The 16,348-nt window shown below is 70.8% G+C and carries 16 protein-coding genes; 8 read left to right on the top strand and 8 right to left on the bottom strand.

What is annotated here, in order from left to right; all coding sequences use genetic code 11:
* Positions 1 to 116: 116 nt before the first annotated feature.
* Positions 117 to 1,316, bottom strand: a complete 1,200-nt coding sequence (locus AB0C84_RS41060; RefSeq protein WP_361076981.1) for a Cmx/CmrA family chloramphenicol efflux MFS transporter — start codon at positions 1,314 to 1,316, stop codon at positions 117 to 119.
* Positions 1,313 to 2,293, bottom strand: a complete 981-nt coding sequence (locus AB0C84_RS41055) for an NAD(P)/FAD-dependent oxidoreductase (RefSeq protein WP_361076978.1) — start codon at positions 2,291 to 2,293, stop codon at positions 1,313 to 1,315. Before AB0C84_RS41055 ends, AB0C84_RS41060 begins: the two co-directional genes overlap by 4 nt.
* Positions 2,294 to 2,385: 92 nt before the next feature.
* On the opposite strand from AB0C84_RS41055, the gene AB0C84_RS41050 reads away from it, so the two are divergent.
* Positions 2,386 to 2,979: an XRE family transcriptional regulator gene (locus tag AB0C84_RS41050; RefSeq protein ID WP_179846590.1), complete on the top strand. Its 594-nt coding sequence runs from the start codon at positions 2,386 to 2,388 to the stop codon at positions 2,977 to 2,979.
* A 10-nt stretch (positions 2,980 to 2,989) separates the two neighbouring features.
* Here AB0C84_RS41050 and AB0C84_RS41045 read toward each other — a convergent pair whose 3' ends face one another.
* The gene (locus tag AB0C84_RS41045) at positions 2,990 to 3,988 is read right to left on the bottom strand and encodes an NADPH:quinone oxidoreductase family protein (RefSeq protein ID WP_361076975.1); all 999 of its coding nucleotides are present in this window, start codon (positions 3,986 to 3,988) and stop codon (positions 2,990 to 2,992) included.
* A 110-nt stretch (positions 3,989 to 4,098) separates the two neighbouring features.
* Here AB0C84_RS41045 and AB0C84_RS41040 point away from each other — a divergent pair, with 110 nt between their 5' ends.
* Together AB0C84_RS41040 and AB0C84_RS41035 are read left to right on the top strand one after the other, a co-directional pair.
* Positions 4,099 to 4,755 carry a helix-turn-helix domain-containing protein gene (locus AB0C84_RS41040; RefSeq protein ID WP_361076972.1) on the top strand — a complete coding sequence of 219 codons (657 nt, stop codon included), beginning with the start codon at positions 4,099 to 4,101 and terminating at the stop codon, positions 4,753 to 4,755.
* Between the two features lie 194 nt (positions 4,756 to 4,949).
* A complete protein-coding gene (locus AB0C84_RS41035) occupies positions 4,950 to 5,528 on the top strand; it encodes a GNAT family N-acetyltransferase (protein WP_361076969.1) in 579 nt (192 codons plus the stop codon).
* 633 nt (positions 5,529 to 6,161) lie between these two features.
* On the opposite strand, the gene AB0C84_RS41030 is transcribed toward AB0C84_RS41035, so the two are convergent.
* From AB0C84_RS41030 to AB0C84_RS41020, 3 genes are all read right to left on the bottom strand, one after another.
* Positions 6,162 to 7,472 (bottom strand): DUF222 domain-containing protein, encoded by a 1,311-nt coding sequence (locus tag AB0C84_RS41030; RefSeq protein WP_361076966.1) that lies wholly within the window; start codon positions 7,470 to 7,472, stop codon positions 6,162 to 6,164.
* Between the two features lie 933 nt (positions 7,473 to 8,405).
* Complete coding sequence (locus tag AB0C84_RS41025) at positions 8,406 to 8,942, bottom strand: hypothetical protein (RefSeq protein WP_361076963.1); 537 nt, start codon at positions 8,940 to 8,942, stop codon at positions 8,406 to 8,408.
* Positions 8,943 to 9,019: 77 nt separating this feature from the next.
* Positions 9,020 to 9,547, bottom strand: a complete 528-nt coding sequence (locus tag AB0C84_RS41020; protein WP_361076960.1) for an NADAR family protein — start codon at positions 9,545 to 9,547, stop codon at positions 9,020 to 9,022.
* Between the two features lie 196 nt (positions 9,548 to 9,743).
* On the opposite strand from AB0C84_RS41020, the gene AB0C84_RS41015 reads away from it, so the two are divergent.
* A complete protein-coding gene (locus AB0C84_RS41015) occupies positions 9,744 to 9,872 on the top strand; it encodes a hypothetical protein (protein ID WP_281382140.1) in 129 nt (42 codons plus the stop codon).
* 57 nt (positions 9,873 to 9,929) lie between these two features.
* On the opposite strand, the gene AB0C84_RS41010 is transcribed toward AB0C84_RS41015, so the two are convergent.
* Positions 9,930 to 11,054: an enolase C-terminal domain-like protein gene (locus AB0C84_RS41010; protein WP_361076957.1), complete on the bottom strand. Its 1,125-nt coding sequence runs from the start codon at positions 11,052 to 11,054 to the stop codon at positions 9,930 to 9,932.
* Positions 11,055 to 11,083: 29 nt separating this feature from the next.
* Positions 11,084 to 12,142, bottom strand: coding sequence for a LacI family DNA-binding transcriptional regulator (locus AB0C84_RS41005; protein WP_361076954.1), 1,059 nt, complete (start codon positions 12,140 to 12,142; stop codon positions 11,084 to 11,086).
* Positions 12,143 to 12,284: 142 nt separating this feature from the next.
* On the opposite strand from AB0C84_RS41005, the gene AB0C84_RS41000 reads away from it, so the two are divergent.
* From AB0C84_RS41000 to AB0C84_RS40985, 4 genes are all read left to right on the top strand, one after another.
* Positions 12,285 to 13,154, top strand: a complete 870-nt coding sequence (locus AB0C84_RS41000) for an ABC transporter permease (protein WP_179846583.1) — start codon at positions 12,285 to 12,287, stop codon at positions 13,152 to 13,154.
* Between the two features lie 119 nt (positions 13,155 to 13,273).
* Positions 13,274 to 14,296 carry an ABC transporter substrate-binding protein gene (locus AB0C84_RS40995; RefSeq protein ID WP_361076951.1) on the top strand — a complete coding sequence of 341 codons (1,023 nt, stop codon included), beginning with the start codon at positions 13,274 to 13,276 and terminating at the stop codon, positions 14,294 to 14,296.
* A gap of 20 nt (positions 14,297 to 14,316) precedes the next feature.
* Positions 14,317 to 15,126 carry an ABC transporter ATP-binding protein gene (locus AB0C84_RS40990; protein ID WP_246396154.1) on the top strand — a complete coding sequence of 270 codons (810 nt, stop codon included), beginning with the start codon at positions 14,317 to 14,319 and terminating at the stop codon, positions 15,124 to 15,126.
* Between the two features lie 70 nt (positions 15,127 to 15,196).
* The gene (locus AB0C84_RS40985; RefSeq protein ID WP_361076948.1) at positions 15,197 to 16,348 is read left to right on the top strand and encodes a Gfo/Idh/MocA family oxidoreductase; all 1,152 of its coding nucleotides are present in this window, start codon (positions 15,197 to 15,199) and stop codon (positions 16,346 to 16,348) included.

The raw sequence follows: 16,348 nt of genomic DNA, 5'->3' as shown, positions 1-16,348 counted from the left end.
GGCGGAGTCGTAGTCGAAGCCCTGCGCACGCAACTGGGTGGTGAGGCGACGACCGCTGGGGGAGCCGTCCGCATGGCGGACCGAGCGGGCGTCGACCGCGCCTCCTCGTGGTCTGGTCAGTCCCGTCCGCGGCGGGAGAGCGTCCGGTCGAGGAGGACCGTCGGCACGATGGCCGCCGCCAGCCCGGCACCGATCCAGGTGACGGAGGTGAGGCCCGCGCCGGCGTTCATGGCGGCACCGGCGAGGGCCGGCACGATGCTGATGCCGAGCTGGAACGCCGAGACGGTCGTGGCCCCGGCGAGGGTCGGCGCATCTGCCGCGATGGCGAACACCCGCCCGTAGATGGCCGGGTTCAGCACGAATCCGGCGACCCCGAGCAGCAGGACGAGCGGGACGACGGCCGTCGCATGCCCGGCCAGGACCGCGAGCAGGACGGAACAGGCCGCTATCCCGAGCGCCCCGGCCATGAGCGCGTGCGTGGGCCGTCTGTCGGCGATCCGGCCCCCGACGGACAGACCGATGAAAGCGCCGACGCCGAACAGTGCGAGGACCGCCGGCACCCACACGCCCGGAATGCCGGTGACATCGGTCAGGAACGCGGCGAGATAGTTGAACGAGATCATGTAGGCGGCGGTGCTCAGGATGGTCGCGGCGTAGACGACCCACAGCCGCGGCCGCCCCATGGTGCGCAGCTCACGCCGCACGCTCGGCTCCGCGTCCGCGCTGGTCACGGGCACCGCGAGCAGGCTCAGGACCGCGCCCGCGGCGGTCAGGGCAACCACCCCCCAGAACCCGCCCCGCCACCCGGTGAAGTAGCCGAGCAGCGCGCCCGCCGGACCGCCTGCGACCATTGCCAGGCTGAGCCCGCTGACGACCACCCCCGAAGCCCGCGCGGTGCGGTCGGGCGTGACGAGGCCGATCGCGGTGACCGCCGCGACCGCCCAGTACCCCGCATAGGCCAGGCCGCACAGGAAGCGGGTGACCAGCAGCACCGCGTAATCGTCGGCCACAAGGCCGACCGCCACCGAGACCGCGAAGACGACCTGCGTCGCCACCAGCGTGGCGCGTCGCGGCCAGCGCAGCGTCAGGACGGCGAGGGGAGGCCCCCCGACGACCACCCCGGCGGCGAACGCCGAGATCAGCGCACCGGCCGAGGACAGGCTGATCCGCAGATCGTCGGCGATCTCCGGCAGCACCCCGGCCAGCAGGAACTCCGCGCTGCCCATCGCGAACAGGCTGAACGCGAGCAGGTAGACCCCGAGCGGCAACCTCTTCCCGGAGACCGAAGCCGGCTCCGACACGACTCCGACACTCACCGCCCCCCACCCCCGACACGGTGCTGGTCCACGGCGCGGTGCTGGTCCACGACACGGTGCTGCTCCACGACACGGTGCTGCTCCACGGCGCGGTGGACGTCCTCGTCCAGCAGGTCGGCGTTGAGGGCGATGGCGGCCGCGGAACCCATGCCGGCGGCGGTGACGACCTGGCCGCGAGGATCGGCCACGTTCCCGACCGCCCACACGCCCGGCACAGTGGTGCGTCCGGTCCGGTCGGTGACGACCCGGCCGTCCTCGACGGCGCAGCCGAGCCCGGTCAGCAGGGCGTCGCGCGGAACCATTCGCGGGAACAGGAACACCGCGCGGCGCGGCACCGTCCGCCCGTCGGCCAGCTCGACGCCGCGCACCCGATCGTCCGCGACAACCCGCTTGACCTCCCCCTCCACGAGGCGCACGCCGCGGGCGGTGAGACGCTCACGCTCCTCTTCGTCCAACTCCAGGGTGTGGGCGAACAGCACCACGTCCTCGGACCACTGCCGCAGCAGCAGCGCCTGATGCACCGCGCCGGGCGAGGTGCCCAGCACGCCCAGGGGCTGGTCGCGGACCTCGTACCCGTGGCAGTAAGGGCAGTGCAGCACGTCCCGCCCCCACCGCTCCGCCACCCCGGGGATGCCGGGCAACTCGTCCCGCAGACCGGTGGCCACCACCAGCCGCCGCGCGCTCAGGACCGCCCCGCCGACGAGGCGCACGGTGAACCCGGGATCGACGTGCTCCACCCGGGCGCCGATCAGAGCCGCCCCGTACCCGGCGACCTCGGCCCGGCCCACGTCCAGCAGCGCGGCGGGCGGCATCCCGTCCCGCGACAGGAACCCCTGCATGTGCGCGGCCGGGGCGTTGCGGGGCTCGCCCGCGTCCACCACCGCGACCCGCCGCCGCGCCCGCGCCAGCACCAGCGCGGCGTTCAACCCGGCGGCCCCCGCACCGACCACCGCGACGTCGTACTCGTCATCGCTCATCGCGATCACCTCCGCCGCGGACAGTGCCCTCCCCGCCGCCCGGCCGACAACCTTTGTTGCCATTTCCGGGACGGCCGCAGTGGAATGGGGGCATGCATCACCCACCCGCCATCGCCGACGCGCTCGCCGAGGTCGGCCCGCGTCTCAAGCGGCTGCGCACCGAGCGCAACGTGACGCTGGCCGAGCTGTCCGAGGCCACCGGGATCTCGAAGAGCACTCTGTCGCGCCTGGAGTCCGGTCAGCGCCGTCCCAGCCTGGAGTTGCTGCTGCCCATCTCGCACGCCCACCAGGTTCCGCTGGACGAACTGGTGGGCGCCCCCGAGGTCGGCGACCCCCGCGTCCGGCTGACGCCCCGGCGGGTGAACGGCAACACCGTCCTCCCCCTGACACGCCAGCCCGGCCCGATCCAGTCGTACAAGATGGTCCTCCCGGCGGCCCGGCGCGTGCCCGACCTCTGCACCCACGAGGGCTACGAGTGGCTCTACGTGCTTTCGGGGCGTCTGCGCCTGGTCCTGGCCGACCACGACCTGATCCTGGGCCCGGGCGAGGTGGCCGAGTTCGACACCCGGCTACCGCACTGGTTCGGCACCACGGGCGAAGGCCCGGTCGAGGTCCTCAGCCTCTTCGGCCGCCAGGGGGAACGCCTCCACGTCCGCGCCAAACCCCGTCCCCGCCAAGCGCACTGAACATCCCCGCTCAAGGCAGCAGAGCCAGCTTGCCCACGGTGGCCCGCGCCTCCAGTTCCGCGAGCGCCTTGGGCCCCTCGGCCAGCTCGTAGGTGGCGGGCCGGCCGGGGCCGAGCACCCCGGCCGCGAGGAGCGCGGACATCTCCCCCATGACCTCGCCGAAGATCTGCGGTGCGGCCTGGATCAGAGTGCCGATGTTCAGGCCGATCAGGTGGACTTGGTGCTTGTAGACCAGTTCCCAGTTGGTGATCGCGGCTTCGCCACCGGCCACGCCGTAGACGACGACCCGTCCCGTGACCCGCTTGGTCGCGGCCAGGCTGGCGTCGAGGGCGGCGCCGCCGACCGACTCCAGCACCAGGTCGGCGCCTGCGCCGCCCGTCAGCCGCAGGACCTCGCCGGCGAGGTCGGCGGCGCGCGAGTCGATGACGTGGTCGGCGCCCAGCCCCAGGACGACCTCGTGCTTGCCGGGCGAGGCCGCGGCGATCACCGTCGCGCCGTAGTGCTTGGCCAGCCTCACCGCGACCTGACCGGTCCCGCCGGCCGCGGCGTGGATCAACACCGTCTGACCTGCTTCGATGCGGCCCAGCGGCTTGAGCGCCGCCAGCGCGGTCGGCCAGTTCACGACCATGCCCAGGGCCTGCTCGTCGCCCCAGCCCACCGGCACGGGAACCGCCGCGGCCGCGGGCAGCACCATGTACTCCGCGAAGGCGCCGCCCTCGACGCCGACACCGATGACATGGGTTCCGGGCTCCGGACCGTCCACCCCCTCCCCGAGGGCGACGACCTCGCCTGCGCCCTCGATGCCCGCCACATACGGCGGCTGCGGCCCACCCGCGAACGTGCCGTGGGCCTGCGAGACGTCGACGAAGTTGACCCCGGCGGCCGCGACCCGGACCAGAACCTCGCCAGGACCAGGGCTCGGTATCGGAGCGTCATCGATCAGCCGCAGGTCCTGGGGGCCGTTCAGCGACGTCTGCCGCAGGGCGCGCATGGTGGCGGGAAGGTTCAACGGTCGGCTCCTATTTGTTTATCGAACGACAAACAAACCGTCCCACGCGCACGAGGCGCCGGTCAAGGTAAAGTTGATCGAACGACAAACAAGTACGGAGACGCATCCCGATGGCTGGTCGCGGCAGGCCGCGCACGTTCGACCCGGACACCGCCCTGCGCCAGGCGCTGGACGTGTTCTGGGAACGGGGCTACGAGGGCACGTCCCTCAAGGACCTGGCCCAGGCCATGGGCATCGCCTCGGCCAGCATCTACGCCTGCTTCGGCAGCAAAGCGGACCTGTTCCGCAAGGTCATGGCGCTCTACGGCACGACCTCAGGCGAACCCCCGAGACGCGCCCTGCGCGAGCAGCCGACCGCCCGCGCCGCGATCCACGCCATGCTGCGCGCCACCGCCGACGAGATCACCCGCCCCGACGCCCCGCACTACTGCATGCTCGTCCTCGCCGCCCCGACCGGCGCCGTGGAGAACCACGAGGTCCGCGAGTTCCTGGCCGGCCTCCGGCACGACATGCTCACCGCCATCAGGGCCCGCCTGGCCCGCGGCGTGACCGACGGCGACCTCACCGCGTCCCCCACCGACCTCGACGCCCTCGCCCGCTACTACACCACCGTGGTGCAGGGCCTCTCCCTCCAAGCCCGCGACGGCGCCACCCGCCCCGACCTGGAATCGATCATCACCCACGCCATGACCACCTGGCCCACCCCCACGCCCACGCCCACGCCCACGCCCACGCCCACGCCCACGCCCACCAGCATGGCCGACTAAGACGCCATCGAATTTGGCCTAGCGCCAGCCTGCGGCTACGGAGATGGTGGAGCGGTTCCTGCCTGACGAGTGGCGGGCGCTGTCCCAGCCGGTAGTGGCGCCCGACGCGACCGCAGAGCGGTGCGGACAGAGACTGCTCATGACACAGCAACGGGGACGAAGCCTTCCGCTTGGACGGCAATAGGTTGTCGATCATGAAGAAGACCGTGAACGATGCGACGGTGCTCGGCGTGCAGGGCGCCGTCACCTATCGGCTTGCTCGACCCGAGGACGACCAGGCCTTGGCGAAGCTCGATGGGTCGTTCACAACAGATTCCGTGTTCGAAGTGGTCGAAACGGGCGAGGGCTTCACGCTTCGCCAGGCTCCCGTGACCCCTCCGATCCACAAGGTCTTCCCAGCCGATGAGGACACCCGGGCCGACCGCGATCCCGAGCTGAGCCAGACGGTGGTCGCCTACAGCGAAGACGAACTGTGCGGGTTCGTGGAGAACTCCTTCGAACCATGGAACAGGCGCCTGACCATCTGCGACATCGAGGTCGCACCAGGGTGGAGAGGCAGGGGTCTGGGACGAACCTTGATGAGCCACGCCTTCGACTTCGCCGAAGAGCGGGGTGCCGGGCATGTATGGCTTGAAGTCAGCAACATCAACGCTCCAGCGATCAGCGCCTATCTGAAGATGGGCTTCGCCTTCTGCGGGCTGGACACCAGGCTCTACGACGGCACCGAGTCGGCCGGCGAGCAAGCGATCTTCATGGCACGACAGATCCACTGACCCGCGCCAATCGACTTCTCACCGGCAACAACTCCGCCACCCACCGACGAAGACTCCGTACTCAACACAAGCACCGGCAAGTCCTGGCGAGGCAGAGCAAGGCAGGCTAGGCAAGGCCGAGACACGCGTGGCCGGGCAGGGCGACACGAGGCAGAGCCAAGCGGAGCGGGCGAGGAAAGGCCCGGCGGGGCAGAGCAGGGCAGGGCCGACATACACACGGCCGGGCGAGGCCGGGCGGGGCGACGCTGGGCAAGCCGGCGCGAGGTAGGACCGAATGGGGCGGGCGAAGCGTGGCCAGGCCTGGTGAGGCAAGGCAGCTAAGCCGAAGCACGCGTGGCCGAGCAGGGCGGGGGGCGGGCGAGGCTAGCCGGGCGGGGCGGTGCTCTTGGCCTTGGGGTGGGGTGGGGTAGGCGAGGGGCGCGGTCAGGCCTGGCGAGGCAAGGTGGGGCTAAGCCGAAGCACGCGGGCGGGGCGGGCGGGGCTAGCCGGGAGCGGGGCGGTTCTCTTGGCCTTGGCTGGGGTGGGTGGGGTGGGTGGTGGGGTGCGCTGGGGTGAGGGCAGGGGGTAGTGGCCCAATTGGTCTGGGTGATGGGCGGGTGAGGGACGGAGAGGGGGATGGTGTGGGGGTTTGGGTTACGGGGCGCGCGGGTTTGTTGGTGGGGGTGTGGTGAGGGTGATTCGGTGGGGTGGGGAGATCGTTTTGGGCTCTACGGTCCACGGGGTTAGGGGCTTGGTGGCTGGGGGCCTGGGGGCGCCCGGTGGCTGGAGGCGGTAGGTGTAGCGGCCGTTCGGAGTCTTGGTGATGTGGACTCGGTGGGGGTTGGTGGCCTTCCAGCGGTTGTGCCATCCGCAGGTGAGGGTGAGCTGGTCGATGTCTGTGGGCGAGCCGAGCGCCCATCCGTCGACGTGGTCGACTTCGCAGAGGGTGCCGGGGACTTCGCAGCCCTGGACGGCGCAGGTGGGGTTGAGGCTTTCCAGGACGCGGCGCTGGCCAGGGGTGGCGAAGCGTTCGGTGCGGCCCAGATACAGCGGGATGCCGCCCTTGCCGAGCAGCAGGGGCGACACTCCGGCTGACAGGGCGATGCGACGGGCCTGTTCGGCCGGGATCGGGGTTCCGTCGGCGAGGCGGGCGGGGGCATGGCCGCCGGTGAGGGTGTCCAGCTCGCAGATGACGGTGACTTTAGTGGCCTTGTGGCCGCCGGACAGTACGGAGGTGAGGGCGGCCGCGGTGCGTTCGGACAGGTCGCGGTGGTCGTCGGTCCCGGCCGGCTTGGCGAGCGGGCCGAGGGTGCCTTCCCAGATGGCGGCGTCTTCGGCGTTGAGCCACCCCTTGATGTAGCGGCCGCCGTCCAGGGATCGGGTCGTGTCGATCCAGGACCGCTCGTAGGCGCGGCGAGTGTCGGCGTCGGGGGGCTGTTCGGTGCCGTCTCGCTCGGCGATCACGTCGCGGATACGGCGGCCGATCGAGGCGACCTTCCCGGCGGAGAAGGACTGGTCGACCATGCCGAGCAGGATCTCCTCGGCAGCTTTGCAGTCCTCGTCGTCCAGCCGGGCGACTGCGCCCGCGATGGTGGACGCGTACCCGAACGAGACGGTCCCGGACTCCCATCGACCGGTCAGCTCGGTGAGGCGATGCCGTTGCCGGGCCAGGGTGAGGCGTTCTTTGGCACGGGCCTCGCGCATGCCCAGGCGGTTGCGCAGCCATGACTGCGTGGAGGGGAAGCCCCACCGCTGCACTTCCCGGCCGGTGTCGACCACACCGATGAATCCGGCGAGGGCTGCCTCGTGCATATCGGAGGCGGCAGCGAGGGTTTCAGTCAGCTCCATGCAGGCCGGCGCGGAATCCGGTGCGGGGCGCTTGGCGAGTTCAGCCGCGATCGCGGACGCGACGTTCACCAATTCCATGGTGGACGCCGAATCGAGATCGACAACTACTGAACGCATAAGTAGAGCCTATATCGAACCGCTGACCGAACTCTCCCACAACCGCGCATTGCGCGGTCTTACTTCTATCACTGGATAGATAGACGGAGTCGGCTCACATTCGAATTCGATTCGTGATCCAAATCTACTGGGAAGAACACCCCTCCCAGGGCCGACGAACTTCCCTGCCCGGCAAGTCCCGTCCGTCCCCTGTCGGCAACCTCGAACGATTGGGCCCTCTTGGAGGGATAGAGGACGAACCCTCTTGGAGGGGTGGGGTGGCGCGTCGGGCGGGGGGCAGGCGGAGCCTGCCCGACGAAACCTGCACCAGGGGCCGCAGAGGCTCCGAAGTCAAGGGTGGGACGAAGTCCCATCGCGTAGCGACGCCGAAGGCGCCCTTGACTTTGGAGGGGCGGCCCCGTACGCAGCGCCACCCCACCCCGGCCGCCCCCTCGAAGAACACACCACGCACGAACACATCACGGCACCCATGCACGGTCCCCCGAAAAGGGGGCTAATGCAGAGCGAAAGCACGCCGAACCCATATGACCCCCGACCAAGAAGGCAAGAAACGATGTGGTCGAGATTCAGCGCCTGCATCCGACGACCCTCTTCCCCGTCCGCAAACCTAACCGCGCACACCAAGATCGACGGCGGCCACGTCAGGACTCGACGGTCAAAAGCATGCCGGAGTCGGCACGGCCATTGCCGCCCCGTCGCAACACCTCTCATGAAAGACACGACTCGATCAAACTCATCGAGATCAATGGCATCGGTGCTCTATCTCCCGAACAATCGCCAGCGCACCGGCCGGATCAGACATGACTTACGGCAAGACGCCCTCAGTCCAGATGAGGCAGCGGCCCAGATCAGGCAGCGGCCCAGATCAGGCAGCGGCCCAGATCAGGCAGCGGCCCAGATCAGGCAGCGGTCCAGATCAGGCAGCGGTCCAGATCAGACTGTGGTCCAGCCAGTGGCGTTCACTACCTCGTTTGCGATGTCCGTGACGGTTCGCGCGTCCGTCGTCACTCGTACCGTGTCGGCGGGGGCGTGCTGGTCCAGGAGTCGTGCCTTGCGGGCGCTGCCCTGAAGCTCCTGCTCCAGTTCAGAGCCCAATTCCCGGCGCACCAGCCGCTCGCGCGCTGTGGTGTCGGAGGCGGTGAGCAGGACACGGACGATCCGCGTCTCCGGCCCCAGGGCGCGTTCGAACATGCCGTTCACCTCGGGCAGGATGCTCAGGGTGTTGGTGTAGATCAGGCGGCGGTAGCCGCATCGCGCGTAGTTCCCCCACACGGCGGTCAGGTTCCGCTCTGTGATCTCGGCGCGGTCCGGGTCCCCCTCCGGTGCCGGATGCACCTGCCCCATGAAGTCCCCATCGATGATCGCGTGCGGGACCCGCGCGGCCCGCAGCAGCGCTGAGACCTCCCACCCCACCGTCGTCTTTCCGACGCCTGCCCGTCCCCCGATGAGCAGCGCCTCTGCTTGGTCCATGGAGGCAGCGTGCCACCGTCCGCCGGTCTCAGGCGATCCGATATCCGAACACCCAAGGTGATCGACGGGTGGTGAGGTCAGGCGGACAGCGTCTCGCGGGCGGTCATGAGGGCGAAGCCCAGGAGGTTCTCGCCCTGCCAGGAGGCGGGATGTTCGGCGCGGGGGTCGTCGGCGGTCAGGCCTATGCCCCAGACGCGGTCGAGGGGGCTCGCTTCCACGAGGACGCGGTCGCCGGTGCCTGCGAGGTAGTCGCGAAGATCTTTGTTCTGGGCGAACTTGGCCTCGCCGGCCTTTGTGACAATGGTCACACGATTGTCGCGCCATGTCTGCTCGTCGAAGTCGCGGACGCGGCGGCCGAGGTCTTTCGCGCGGCGGGGATGAGGCGCGGCGAGGATGGCGGCGGCCGTTTCCTCGTCACCGAAGAGGCGGGCCTTTTCCGCCATCATGTAGTGCTCGGCGGTCGCGTAGGTGACGCCGCCGACGGTGAAGGGGGACGGCCACCACTGGCTGAGGTAGCCGCGACCTGGGGTCTGGTGCCCCCAGAAGAACAGGAACTTCGGGCGCTCGCCCTGTTCCTGGAGGCGGATCAGCTCGGCGACGTTCATGGGTGAGAGCGTGCCAGGGACGGCCGTCGCCGTCCATCCCGTTTCCCGCCCGGGAATGGATGATCGATTGACGTTGTTGTGGGGTTTGCCGCGGCCCGGGATGGGAACCGCGGTCTAGACCATTTTGCGGACCCGGCATCCCGCCGGGACCATCTATTGATCCGGCCCGGCCTTGAACAGGAGGACTGCGGTAACAATGGACAACGCCCTGGCGAACCCCCGGCGGACCAAGATCGACGCGTGGCCCGAATGGCGGCCCGCGGAACCGGACTCCGAGCGTCCCGCGGAGGTCGACGTGTCCGAGGACGAGCTCGCCGCGCACTGACGGCCTCTCAGGCCGATAGATGAGAACCCGCCCGGGGCCCGGGCGGGTTCTTCGCGTCTAGAGGACGTCGACCGCCAGGTCGCGGACGGTCCGCTCGTCCACCTCGACGCCGAGGCCGGGGGCGTCGGGGACGCGGGCGGTGCCGTCGCGGATCTCGACGGTCGGCCCCGCGTACGGGGATTCGATGAACTGGCGGCCGTTGAGGTCGACCGGGGTGTCGACGCCGAAGGCCGAGAAGAGGTGCAGGGACGCGGCGAGGCCGAGGTCGGAGTCGGTGAGGCCGGAGCCCATCAGCGCGACGCCGCAGTCCTCCGCGAGGGCGCACAGGCGGCGGGACAGGGTCAGCCCGCCGGTGCGCTGGACCTTCGCGATGGCGACGTCGACCGCGTCGAGGCGGACGAAGGTCGCCAGGTCGGACGGGTGGCGGAGGCTCTCGTCGAGGGCGACCGGAATCGGGGAGGCGTCGCGGAGGCGGCGCAGGCCCGCGATGTCGTTGGCCGGGAGGGGCTGCTCGAACGCGGTCACGCCGAGGTCCTCCAGGCGGCGCGCCATCGTGATGGCCGAGCGGACGGTGTAGCCCTGGTTCGCGTCCACCCAGAGCGCCGCCTCGTCGCCAGCGTGCAGGCGGACGGCCTCGACGACCTCGGCGCCCTCGGGCCCCAGGCCGATCTTGACCTTGAAGGCACGAAACCCCAGGTCACGGCCCTCGGCGACGCTCTGCGCCACCTCGCCCGGGGAACGGCCGGAGACGATCCAGCCGAGGTCGATCGTCTCCCGGCGGCGCTGGCCCCACATGACGCCCAGCGGGACGCCGGCGGCGCGGCCGAGCAGGTCGTGGAGGGCGACGTCCACGGCGGACTTGGCGAGCGGCGCCCCGATGCTGAAGCCCCGGTTGACGGCGCGGTCGAAGGCGGCCGTCACGCCGTCGAGGTCCCAGGCGGGACGGCCGATGATCGCCGGCGCGAGGTACCGGTCGATGGTGGTGACGATGGACTCGGCGGTCTCGTACGTCCAGGCGGGGATGGGGGTCGCCTCGCCCCAGCCGTGCGCGCCCTCGGCGCTGACCTTGACGAGGACGCGCAGGCTGGGCTGCCCGGCGACGGCGACGGCGCCGCCGGACACCCCGAACGAGCGCCGGGTGGGCAGCGCGACGCAGAACGTCTCGATTTTCTCGATCTTCATTACATGTCTCCGGGGGGCGGGCGCCCGGGTCAGCCGGGCGGTGCGGTGCTGGCGCGCAGCACCACCTCGCCCGCGACGCGCTCGATGCGGCTGCGGCGGGTGGCGGGCTCGCGCAGGGCCAGGCCCATGACGCGCTCCCCCATCGCGTTCAGCGGCAGCGCGACGGTGGTGAGCGCCGGGGTCAGGTCGCGGACGATCGAGATGTCGTCGAATCCGGCGAGCGACATCTCCTCCGGCACTAACACGCCGTGGTCGCGCAGGGCGGCGAGCGCGCCGACCGCCATCACGTCCGTGACGGCGAACACGCAGGTCGGACGGTTGTCGCGGCTGAGCAGTTCGACCGCCGCCCGGTAGCCGCCGTCGCGGGTGAAGGGGGCCTCGACGATGTGCCCGGGGTCGACGCGGACGCCCGCGTCGGCGAGCGCGTCGGTGAACCCGCCGAGCCGGTCGTGGACGGTCGTGAGAGCGCGGGGGCCGGTCAGCACGCCGAAGCGGCGGTGGCCGAGGTCGAGCAGGGCGCGGGCGAGGGCGGCGGCGCCCTCCCGGTTCTGCGGCAGGATGGCGTCGACCTTGAGGCTGCGGTGCCGGCTGAGGACGGCGACACGGCCGCCGGTGCGCTGGTAGGGGTCGAGTTCGGCGGCCATCGCCCGCTCCCAGTCGCGGTCTTCGAAGCCGGACCCGATGAGCAGGATCGCGCGGGCTCGCTGGGCGCGCAGCATCGCCACGTACTCGACCTCGCGCGCCGGGTCGCGGAACGTGCTGGCGAGCATCACCAGCATCCCGTGCTCGGCGGCGGTGCGCATGACGCCGCGGGCCACGGCGGCGAAGTAGGGGTCGCTGACGTCGTGGCAGACGACCCCGACGGACTTGCTGGAGGAGCTGGCGAGGGCCTGGGCGTGCGCGTTCGGGGTGTAGCTCAGCTCGGCCGCCGCGGCCAGGACGCGTTCCCGCAGGTCGGCGCGGACCTGCGAGGTCCCGTTCAGGACGCGGGACGCGGTGGCCAGCGAGACGCTCGCCTCCCGCGCGACGTCCTGCAGGGTCACGTACGCCCGGTCGCCGGTGCGCTCCCCTTCGGCCGCTTCCGTCATCCCCGCCCCCCTCGGCCGGCACGGGCCCTCGCGGCGGGTTCCTGGCGAAGACCCTCTTGACCGCGGCGTGTGCCGGTTCTTACGGTACATCAGAAAGCGCTTTCTGAACGCGCTTTCCGAACCACCCCGTCCGGAGGAACCCATGGTGAGTCAGGGTACGACGGCCGCACCGCCCTCGGCGGAGGCGGCCGGCGTCGTGGAACGCGCCAGGCCCGGCGCGGGCGAACGGGTCCGCGACGGCCTGGAACGGTCGTGGCGGCCCGCCGCCCTGCTGGTGGCCTGCTTCGCCGCGTGGTGGGCGATCAGTGCCTTCAAGCTGGTGGAGGCCTACCTCGTCCCCTCGCCCGGCGCGACGCTGCGGCTGATGGGCGACAAGTGGGGCTACATCTGGCACCACACGTGGGTCACCACGTACGAGACCCTGATCGGCTTCGCGCTCGCGGTGCTCATCGGCGTCGCGTCCGCGGTGCTCATGGTGTACTCGGCCACGGTCGAGCGCACGCTCTATCCGATCCTGCTGTTCGCGCAGGTCATCCCGAAGATCGCGATCGCCCCGCTGTTCGTGGTGTGGCTCGGCTTCGGCATCGGCCCCAAGATCGTCGTGGCGGTGCTGATCGCCTTCTTCCCGGTGGTGATCTCAATGGTCGCCGGGCTGAAGGCGGTGGACCCGGAGATGCTCCAGCTGTCGGCCACGATGGGCGCGAGCCCGATGGCCACGTTCACCAAGATCCGGCTGCCGGCGTCGCTCCCGCACCTGTTCTCCGGCCTGAAGGTCGCGGTCACCCTGGCCGTCACCGGCGCCGTGGTCGGCGAGTTCGTCGGCGCGAACGAGGGGCTCGGCTACGTGATCCTGCAGGCCAACGGCAATCTCGACACCCCGATGCTGTTCGCCGGGCTGCTGGTCATGTCGGCCATCGGCGTCGTGCTGTTCGTCGTCGTCGAGGTCGCGGAGAAGCTGCTGCTTCCGTGGCACGCCAGCCGCCGCGGCGAGGCCGTCACCACCACCTACTGACGGCGCCGCCGGCAGACGCGCCCCCCGCCACCCGAACCGCCCGCCCGGATTCCGCCGGACGGGACGTCCCGACAGACCAACGGCCGAGAACAACCCACCCCTTTACGGAGGGCCGTCCTATGAAACTCCGCACCCTCGCCATCGCCGTCATGGCGCCGGCACTCGCACTCACCGGCGCCGCCTGCGGCGGTGACTCCGGCGAGACCACGAGCGCCTCGGGCAAGAAGCTCACCAAGGTCACGCTGACCCTGAACTGGTACCCCTACGGCGAGCACGCGCCGTTCTACTACGGCAAGAAGAAGGGCATCTTCGAGAAGCACGGCATCGACCTGGAGATCAAGGCGGGCCAGGGCTCGCAGAAGACCGTCCAGGCCACCGGCGCCGGCCAGACCGACTTCGGCTGGGCCGACACGCCCGCGCTGCTCGCCGCCGTCGACAAGGGGATGCCGGTCAAGAGCATCGGCGTGTTCCTGCAGACGACGCCCGCGTCCGTGCAGTCGTTCACCTCGGCCGGGATCAAGAAGCCCGCCGACCTGAAGGGCAAGAAGATCGCCGGGACGGCCGGGGACGCGCTGGCGCGCACCTTCCCGGTGTTCCTGCAGAAGAACGGGATGAGCCCGAGCGACGTCCCCGTCCAGAACACCGACCCGGCCGGGAAGATGGCCGCGGTGCTGGCCGGCAAGACCCAGGGGCTCATGGGCTTCGCGAACGACCAGGGCCCGACGATGGCCGCCAAGTCCGGCAAGGAGGTCTCGTACCTGCGGTACTCCGACTTCGGGCTGAACTTCTTCTCCAACGGCCTGCTGGCCGGCGAGCGGAAGCTGAAGAGCGACGCCAAGCTGGTCAAGGAGATGGTCGCGGCCACGAGCGAGTCGTGGACGGCCGCGGAGTCCGACCAGGCGGGCGCCGTCGCGAGCATGGCGGGCGCGTCCGAGCAGCTGCCGCCCGAGAAGGTGCTCACCGAGCAGTTCAAGACCACGCTGACGCTGCTGCACACCCCCGCGACGCAGGGCAAGGCGCCCGGCGTGAACTCCGAGGACGACTGGAAGCAGACGATCTCCACCTTCCAGCAGGCCGGGGTCATCGGGAAGGCGCAGGCGCCGTCGGAGTACTGGCAGTCGTCGGCCGCGCCGCAGACCTGACGGGACGAGCGATGAGGACCATGAGCGAGCAATCCACCGCGAAGCGGGACACCGGCCGGGAGACGGCCGTCAGCCTCGACGAGGTCGCCGTCCGGTTCCGCACCCGCAAGCGCGACGTCACCGCCCTGCGCGAGGTGTCGCTGGACGTCCCGATGGGCGAGTTCGTCGCGATCGTCGGCCCGTCCGGCTGCGGCAAGTCCACGATGCTGAAGCTGGTCGCGGGGCTGCTGAAGCCCTCGACCGGGGACGTGCGGCTGCGCGGCGACAAGGTCTCGGGACCGCGCCACGACATCGGCTACGTGTTCCAGCGGGCCGCGCTGCTGGAATGGCGCAGCGCCCGCAAGAACATCCTGCTGCAGGCGGAGATGCGCAAGATGCCGTCCGAGCAGGCGCGCAAGCGGACCGCCGAGCTGATCGAGATGACGGGCCTGCAGGGCTTCGAGGACGCGCTGCCGCACGAGCTGTCCGGCGGCATGCAGCAGCGGGTCGCGCTGTGCCGGGCGCTGCTGCACGAGCCGCCCGTCCTGCTGATGGACGAGCCGTTCGGCGCGCTCGACGCCCTCACCCGCGAGCAGCTCAACATCGAGATGAACCGGATCTGGCGGGAGACGGGCACGACCGTCCTGCTGGTCACGCACTCCATCGCGGAGGCCGCCTACCTGGCCGACCGCGTCGTGGTGATGACCGACCGGCCCGGGTCGATCGCCGAGATCATCGACGTCGACCTGCCCGCCGAGCGCGACTACGCCGAGACGATGGCCCGCCCGGAGTTCGCCCGCGTCACCAATCGCGTGCGCGGGCTCCTCGGCGCGGGCGGCGCGGCCGACTGACCGGCGCGCTCCGCCAGGCACGCCTGAGGGCGCGCCGCACTCGACACACGACAGGCTAGGAAGGAACGGGATGGCACGCAGGTCCATCGGGATCGTCATGAACGGCGTCACCGGCCGGATGGGGTACCGCCAGCATCTTCTGCGCTCGATCCTCGCGATCAGGGAGCAGGGCGGGGTCCGCACGGCCGAGGGCACCGTGCTGTGGCCGGAGCCGGTGCTCGTCGGACGCAGCGAGGTCAAGCTGCGCGAACTGGCCGAACGCCACGGGCTGACGGCGTGGACGACCGACCTGGCCGAGGCGCTGGCGCGTCCGGACATCGACATCTACTTCGACGCCCAGGTCACCGGCGCGCGGGTCGAGGCGATCCGCGCGGCGGTGGCCGCCGGCAAGCACGTGTACACCGAGAAGCCCCTCGCCGAGGACCTCGACGAGGCGCTCGCCCTGGCCCGCCTGGCCGAGGAGGCCGGGGTCAAGCACGGCGTGGTGCAGGACAAGCTGTTCCTGCCGGGGCTGCTCAAGCTCAAGCGGCTGGTGGACGGCGGGTTCTTCGGCCGGATCCTGTCGGTGCGCGGCGAGTTCGGGTACTGGGTGTTCGAGGGCGACTGGCAGGAGGCCCAGCGCCCCAGCTGGAACTACCGCGCCGAGGACGGCGGCGGCATCATCCTGGACATGTTCTGCCACTGGCGGTACGTCCTGGACGGGGTGATCGCGCCGGTGCGGTCGGTGCAGGCGCTGGGCGCGACGCACATCGGCGAGCGGGTGGACGAGCACGGCAAGCCCTACGAGGCCACCGCCGACGACGCCGCCTACGGGATCTTCGAGCTGGAGGGCGGGATCGTCGCCCAGATCAACTCCTCGTGGACCACCCGGGTGTTCCGCGACGAGCTGGTGGAGTTCCAGGTCGACGGCACGGAGGGGTCGGCGGTCGCGGGGCTGCGGCGCTGCCGCGTCCAGCACCGCACGATGACGCCGAAGCCAGTGTGGAACCCCGACCTGCCCGCCACCGAGGACTTCCGCTCCCAGTGGCAGGAGATCCCCGACAACACCGAGTTCGACAACGGCTTCAAGGCCCAGTGGGAGATGTTCCTGCGCCACGTCGCCGACGACGGCCCCTTCCCCTGGGACTTCTACGAGGGGGCACGCGGCGTCCAGCTCGCCGAGCTGGGCCTGCGGGCGTGGCGGGAGGGCCGCCGCCTCGACGTCCCGGAGCTGACGAAATGA

The sequence above is a fragment of the Actinomadura sp. NPDC048955 genome (assembly GCF_040649435.1).
GTDB lineage: Bacteria > Actinomycetota > Actinomycetes > Streptosporangiales > Streptosporangiaceae > Spirillospora > Spirillospora luteofluorescens.
Note: the sequence above shows the minus strand (reverse complement) of the source record. Positions and strands in the feature narration are given on the sequence as shown.

What these genes read in the sequence shown, in the direction of transcription:
- AB0C84_RS40990 (WP_246396154.1), top strand. Translation starts at nt 14,317, where the DNA reads ATGAGCGAGCAATCCACCGCGAAGCGGGACACCGGCCGGGAGACGGCC.
- AB0C84_RS41040 (WP_361076972.1), top strand. Translation starts at nt 4,099, where the DNA reads ATGGCTGGTCGCGGCAGGCCGCGCACGTTCGACCCGGACACCGCCCTG.
- AB0C84_RS41010 (WP_361076957.1), bottom strand. Translation starts at nt 11,054, where the DNA reads ATGAAGATCGAGAAAATCGAGACGTTCTGCGTCGCGCTGCCCACCCGG.
- AB0C84_RS41030 (WP_361076966.1), bottom strand. Translation starts at nt 7,472, where the DNA reads ATGCGTTCAGTAGTTGTCGATCTCGATTCGGCGTCCACCATGGAATTG.
- AB0C84_RS41055 (WP_361076978.1), bottom strand. Translation starts at nt 2,293, where the DNA reads ATGAGCGATGACGAGTACGACGTCGCGGTGGTCGGTGCGGGGGCCGCC.
- AB0C84_RS40985 (WP_361076948.1), top strand. Translation starts at nt 15,197, where the DNA reads ATGGCACGCAGGTCCATCGGGATCGTCATGAACGGCGTCACCGGCCGG.
- AB0C84_RS41035 (WP_361076969.1), top strand. Translation starts at nt 4,950, where the DNA reads ATGAAGAAGACCGTGAACGATGCGACGGTGCTCGGCGTGCAGGGCGCC.
- AB0C84_RS41005 (WP_361076954.1), bottom strand. Translation starts at nt 12,142, where the DNA reads ATGACGGAAGCGGCCGAAGGGGAGCGCACCGGCGACCGGGCGTACGTG.
- AB0C84_RS41025 (WP_361076963.1), bottom strand. Translation starts at nt 8,942, where the DNA reads ATGGACCAAGCAGAGGCGCTGCTCATCGGGGGACGGGCAGGCGTCGGA.
- AB0C84_RS40995 (WP_361076951.1), top strand. Translation starts at nt 13,274, where the DNA reads ATGAAACTCCGCACCCTCGCCATCGCCGTCATGGCGCCGGCACTCGCA.
- AB0C84_RS41050 (WP_179846590.1), top strand. Translation starts at nt 2,386, where the DNA reads ATGCATCACCCACCCGCCATCGCCGACGCGCTCGCCGAGGTCGGCCCG.
- AB0C84_RS41015 (WP_281382140.1), top strand. Translation starts at nt 9,744, where the DNA reads ATGGACAACGCCCTGGCGAACCCCCGGCGGACCAAGATCGACGCGTGG.
- AB0C84_RS41020 (WP_361076960.1), bottom strand. Translation starts at nt 9,547, where the DNA reads ATGAACGTCGCCGAGCTGATCCGCCTCCAGGAACAGGGCGAGCGCCCG.
- AB0C84_RS41000 (WP_179846583.1), top strand. Translation starts at nt 12,285, where the DNA reads ATGGTGAGTCAGGGTACGACGGCCGCACCGCCCTCGGCGGAGGCGGCC.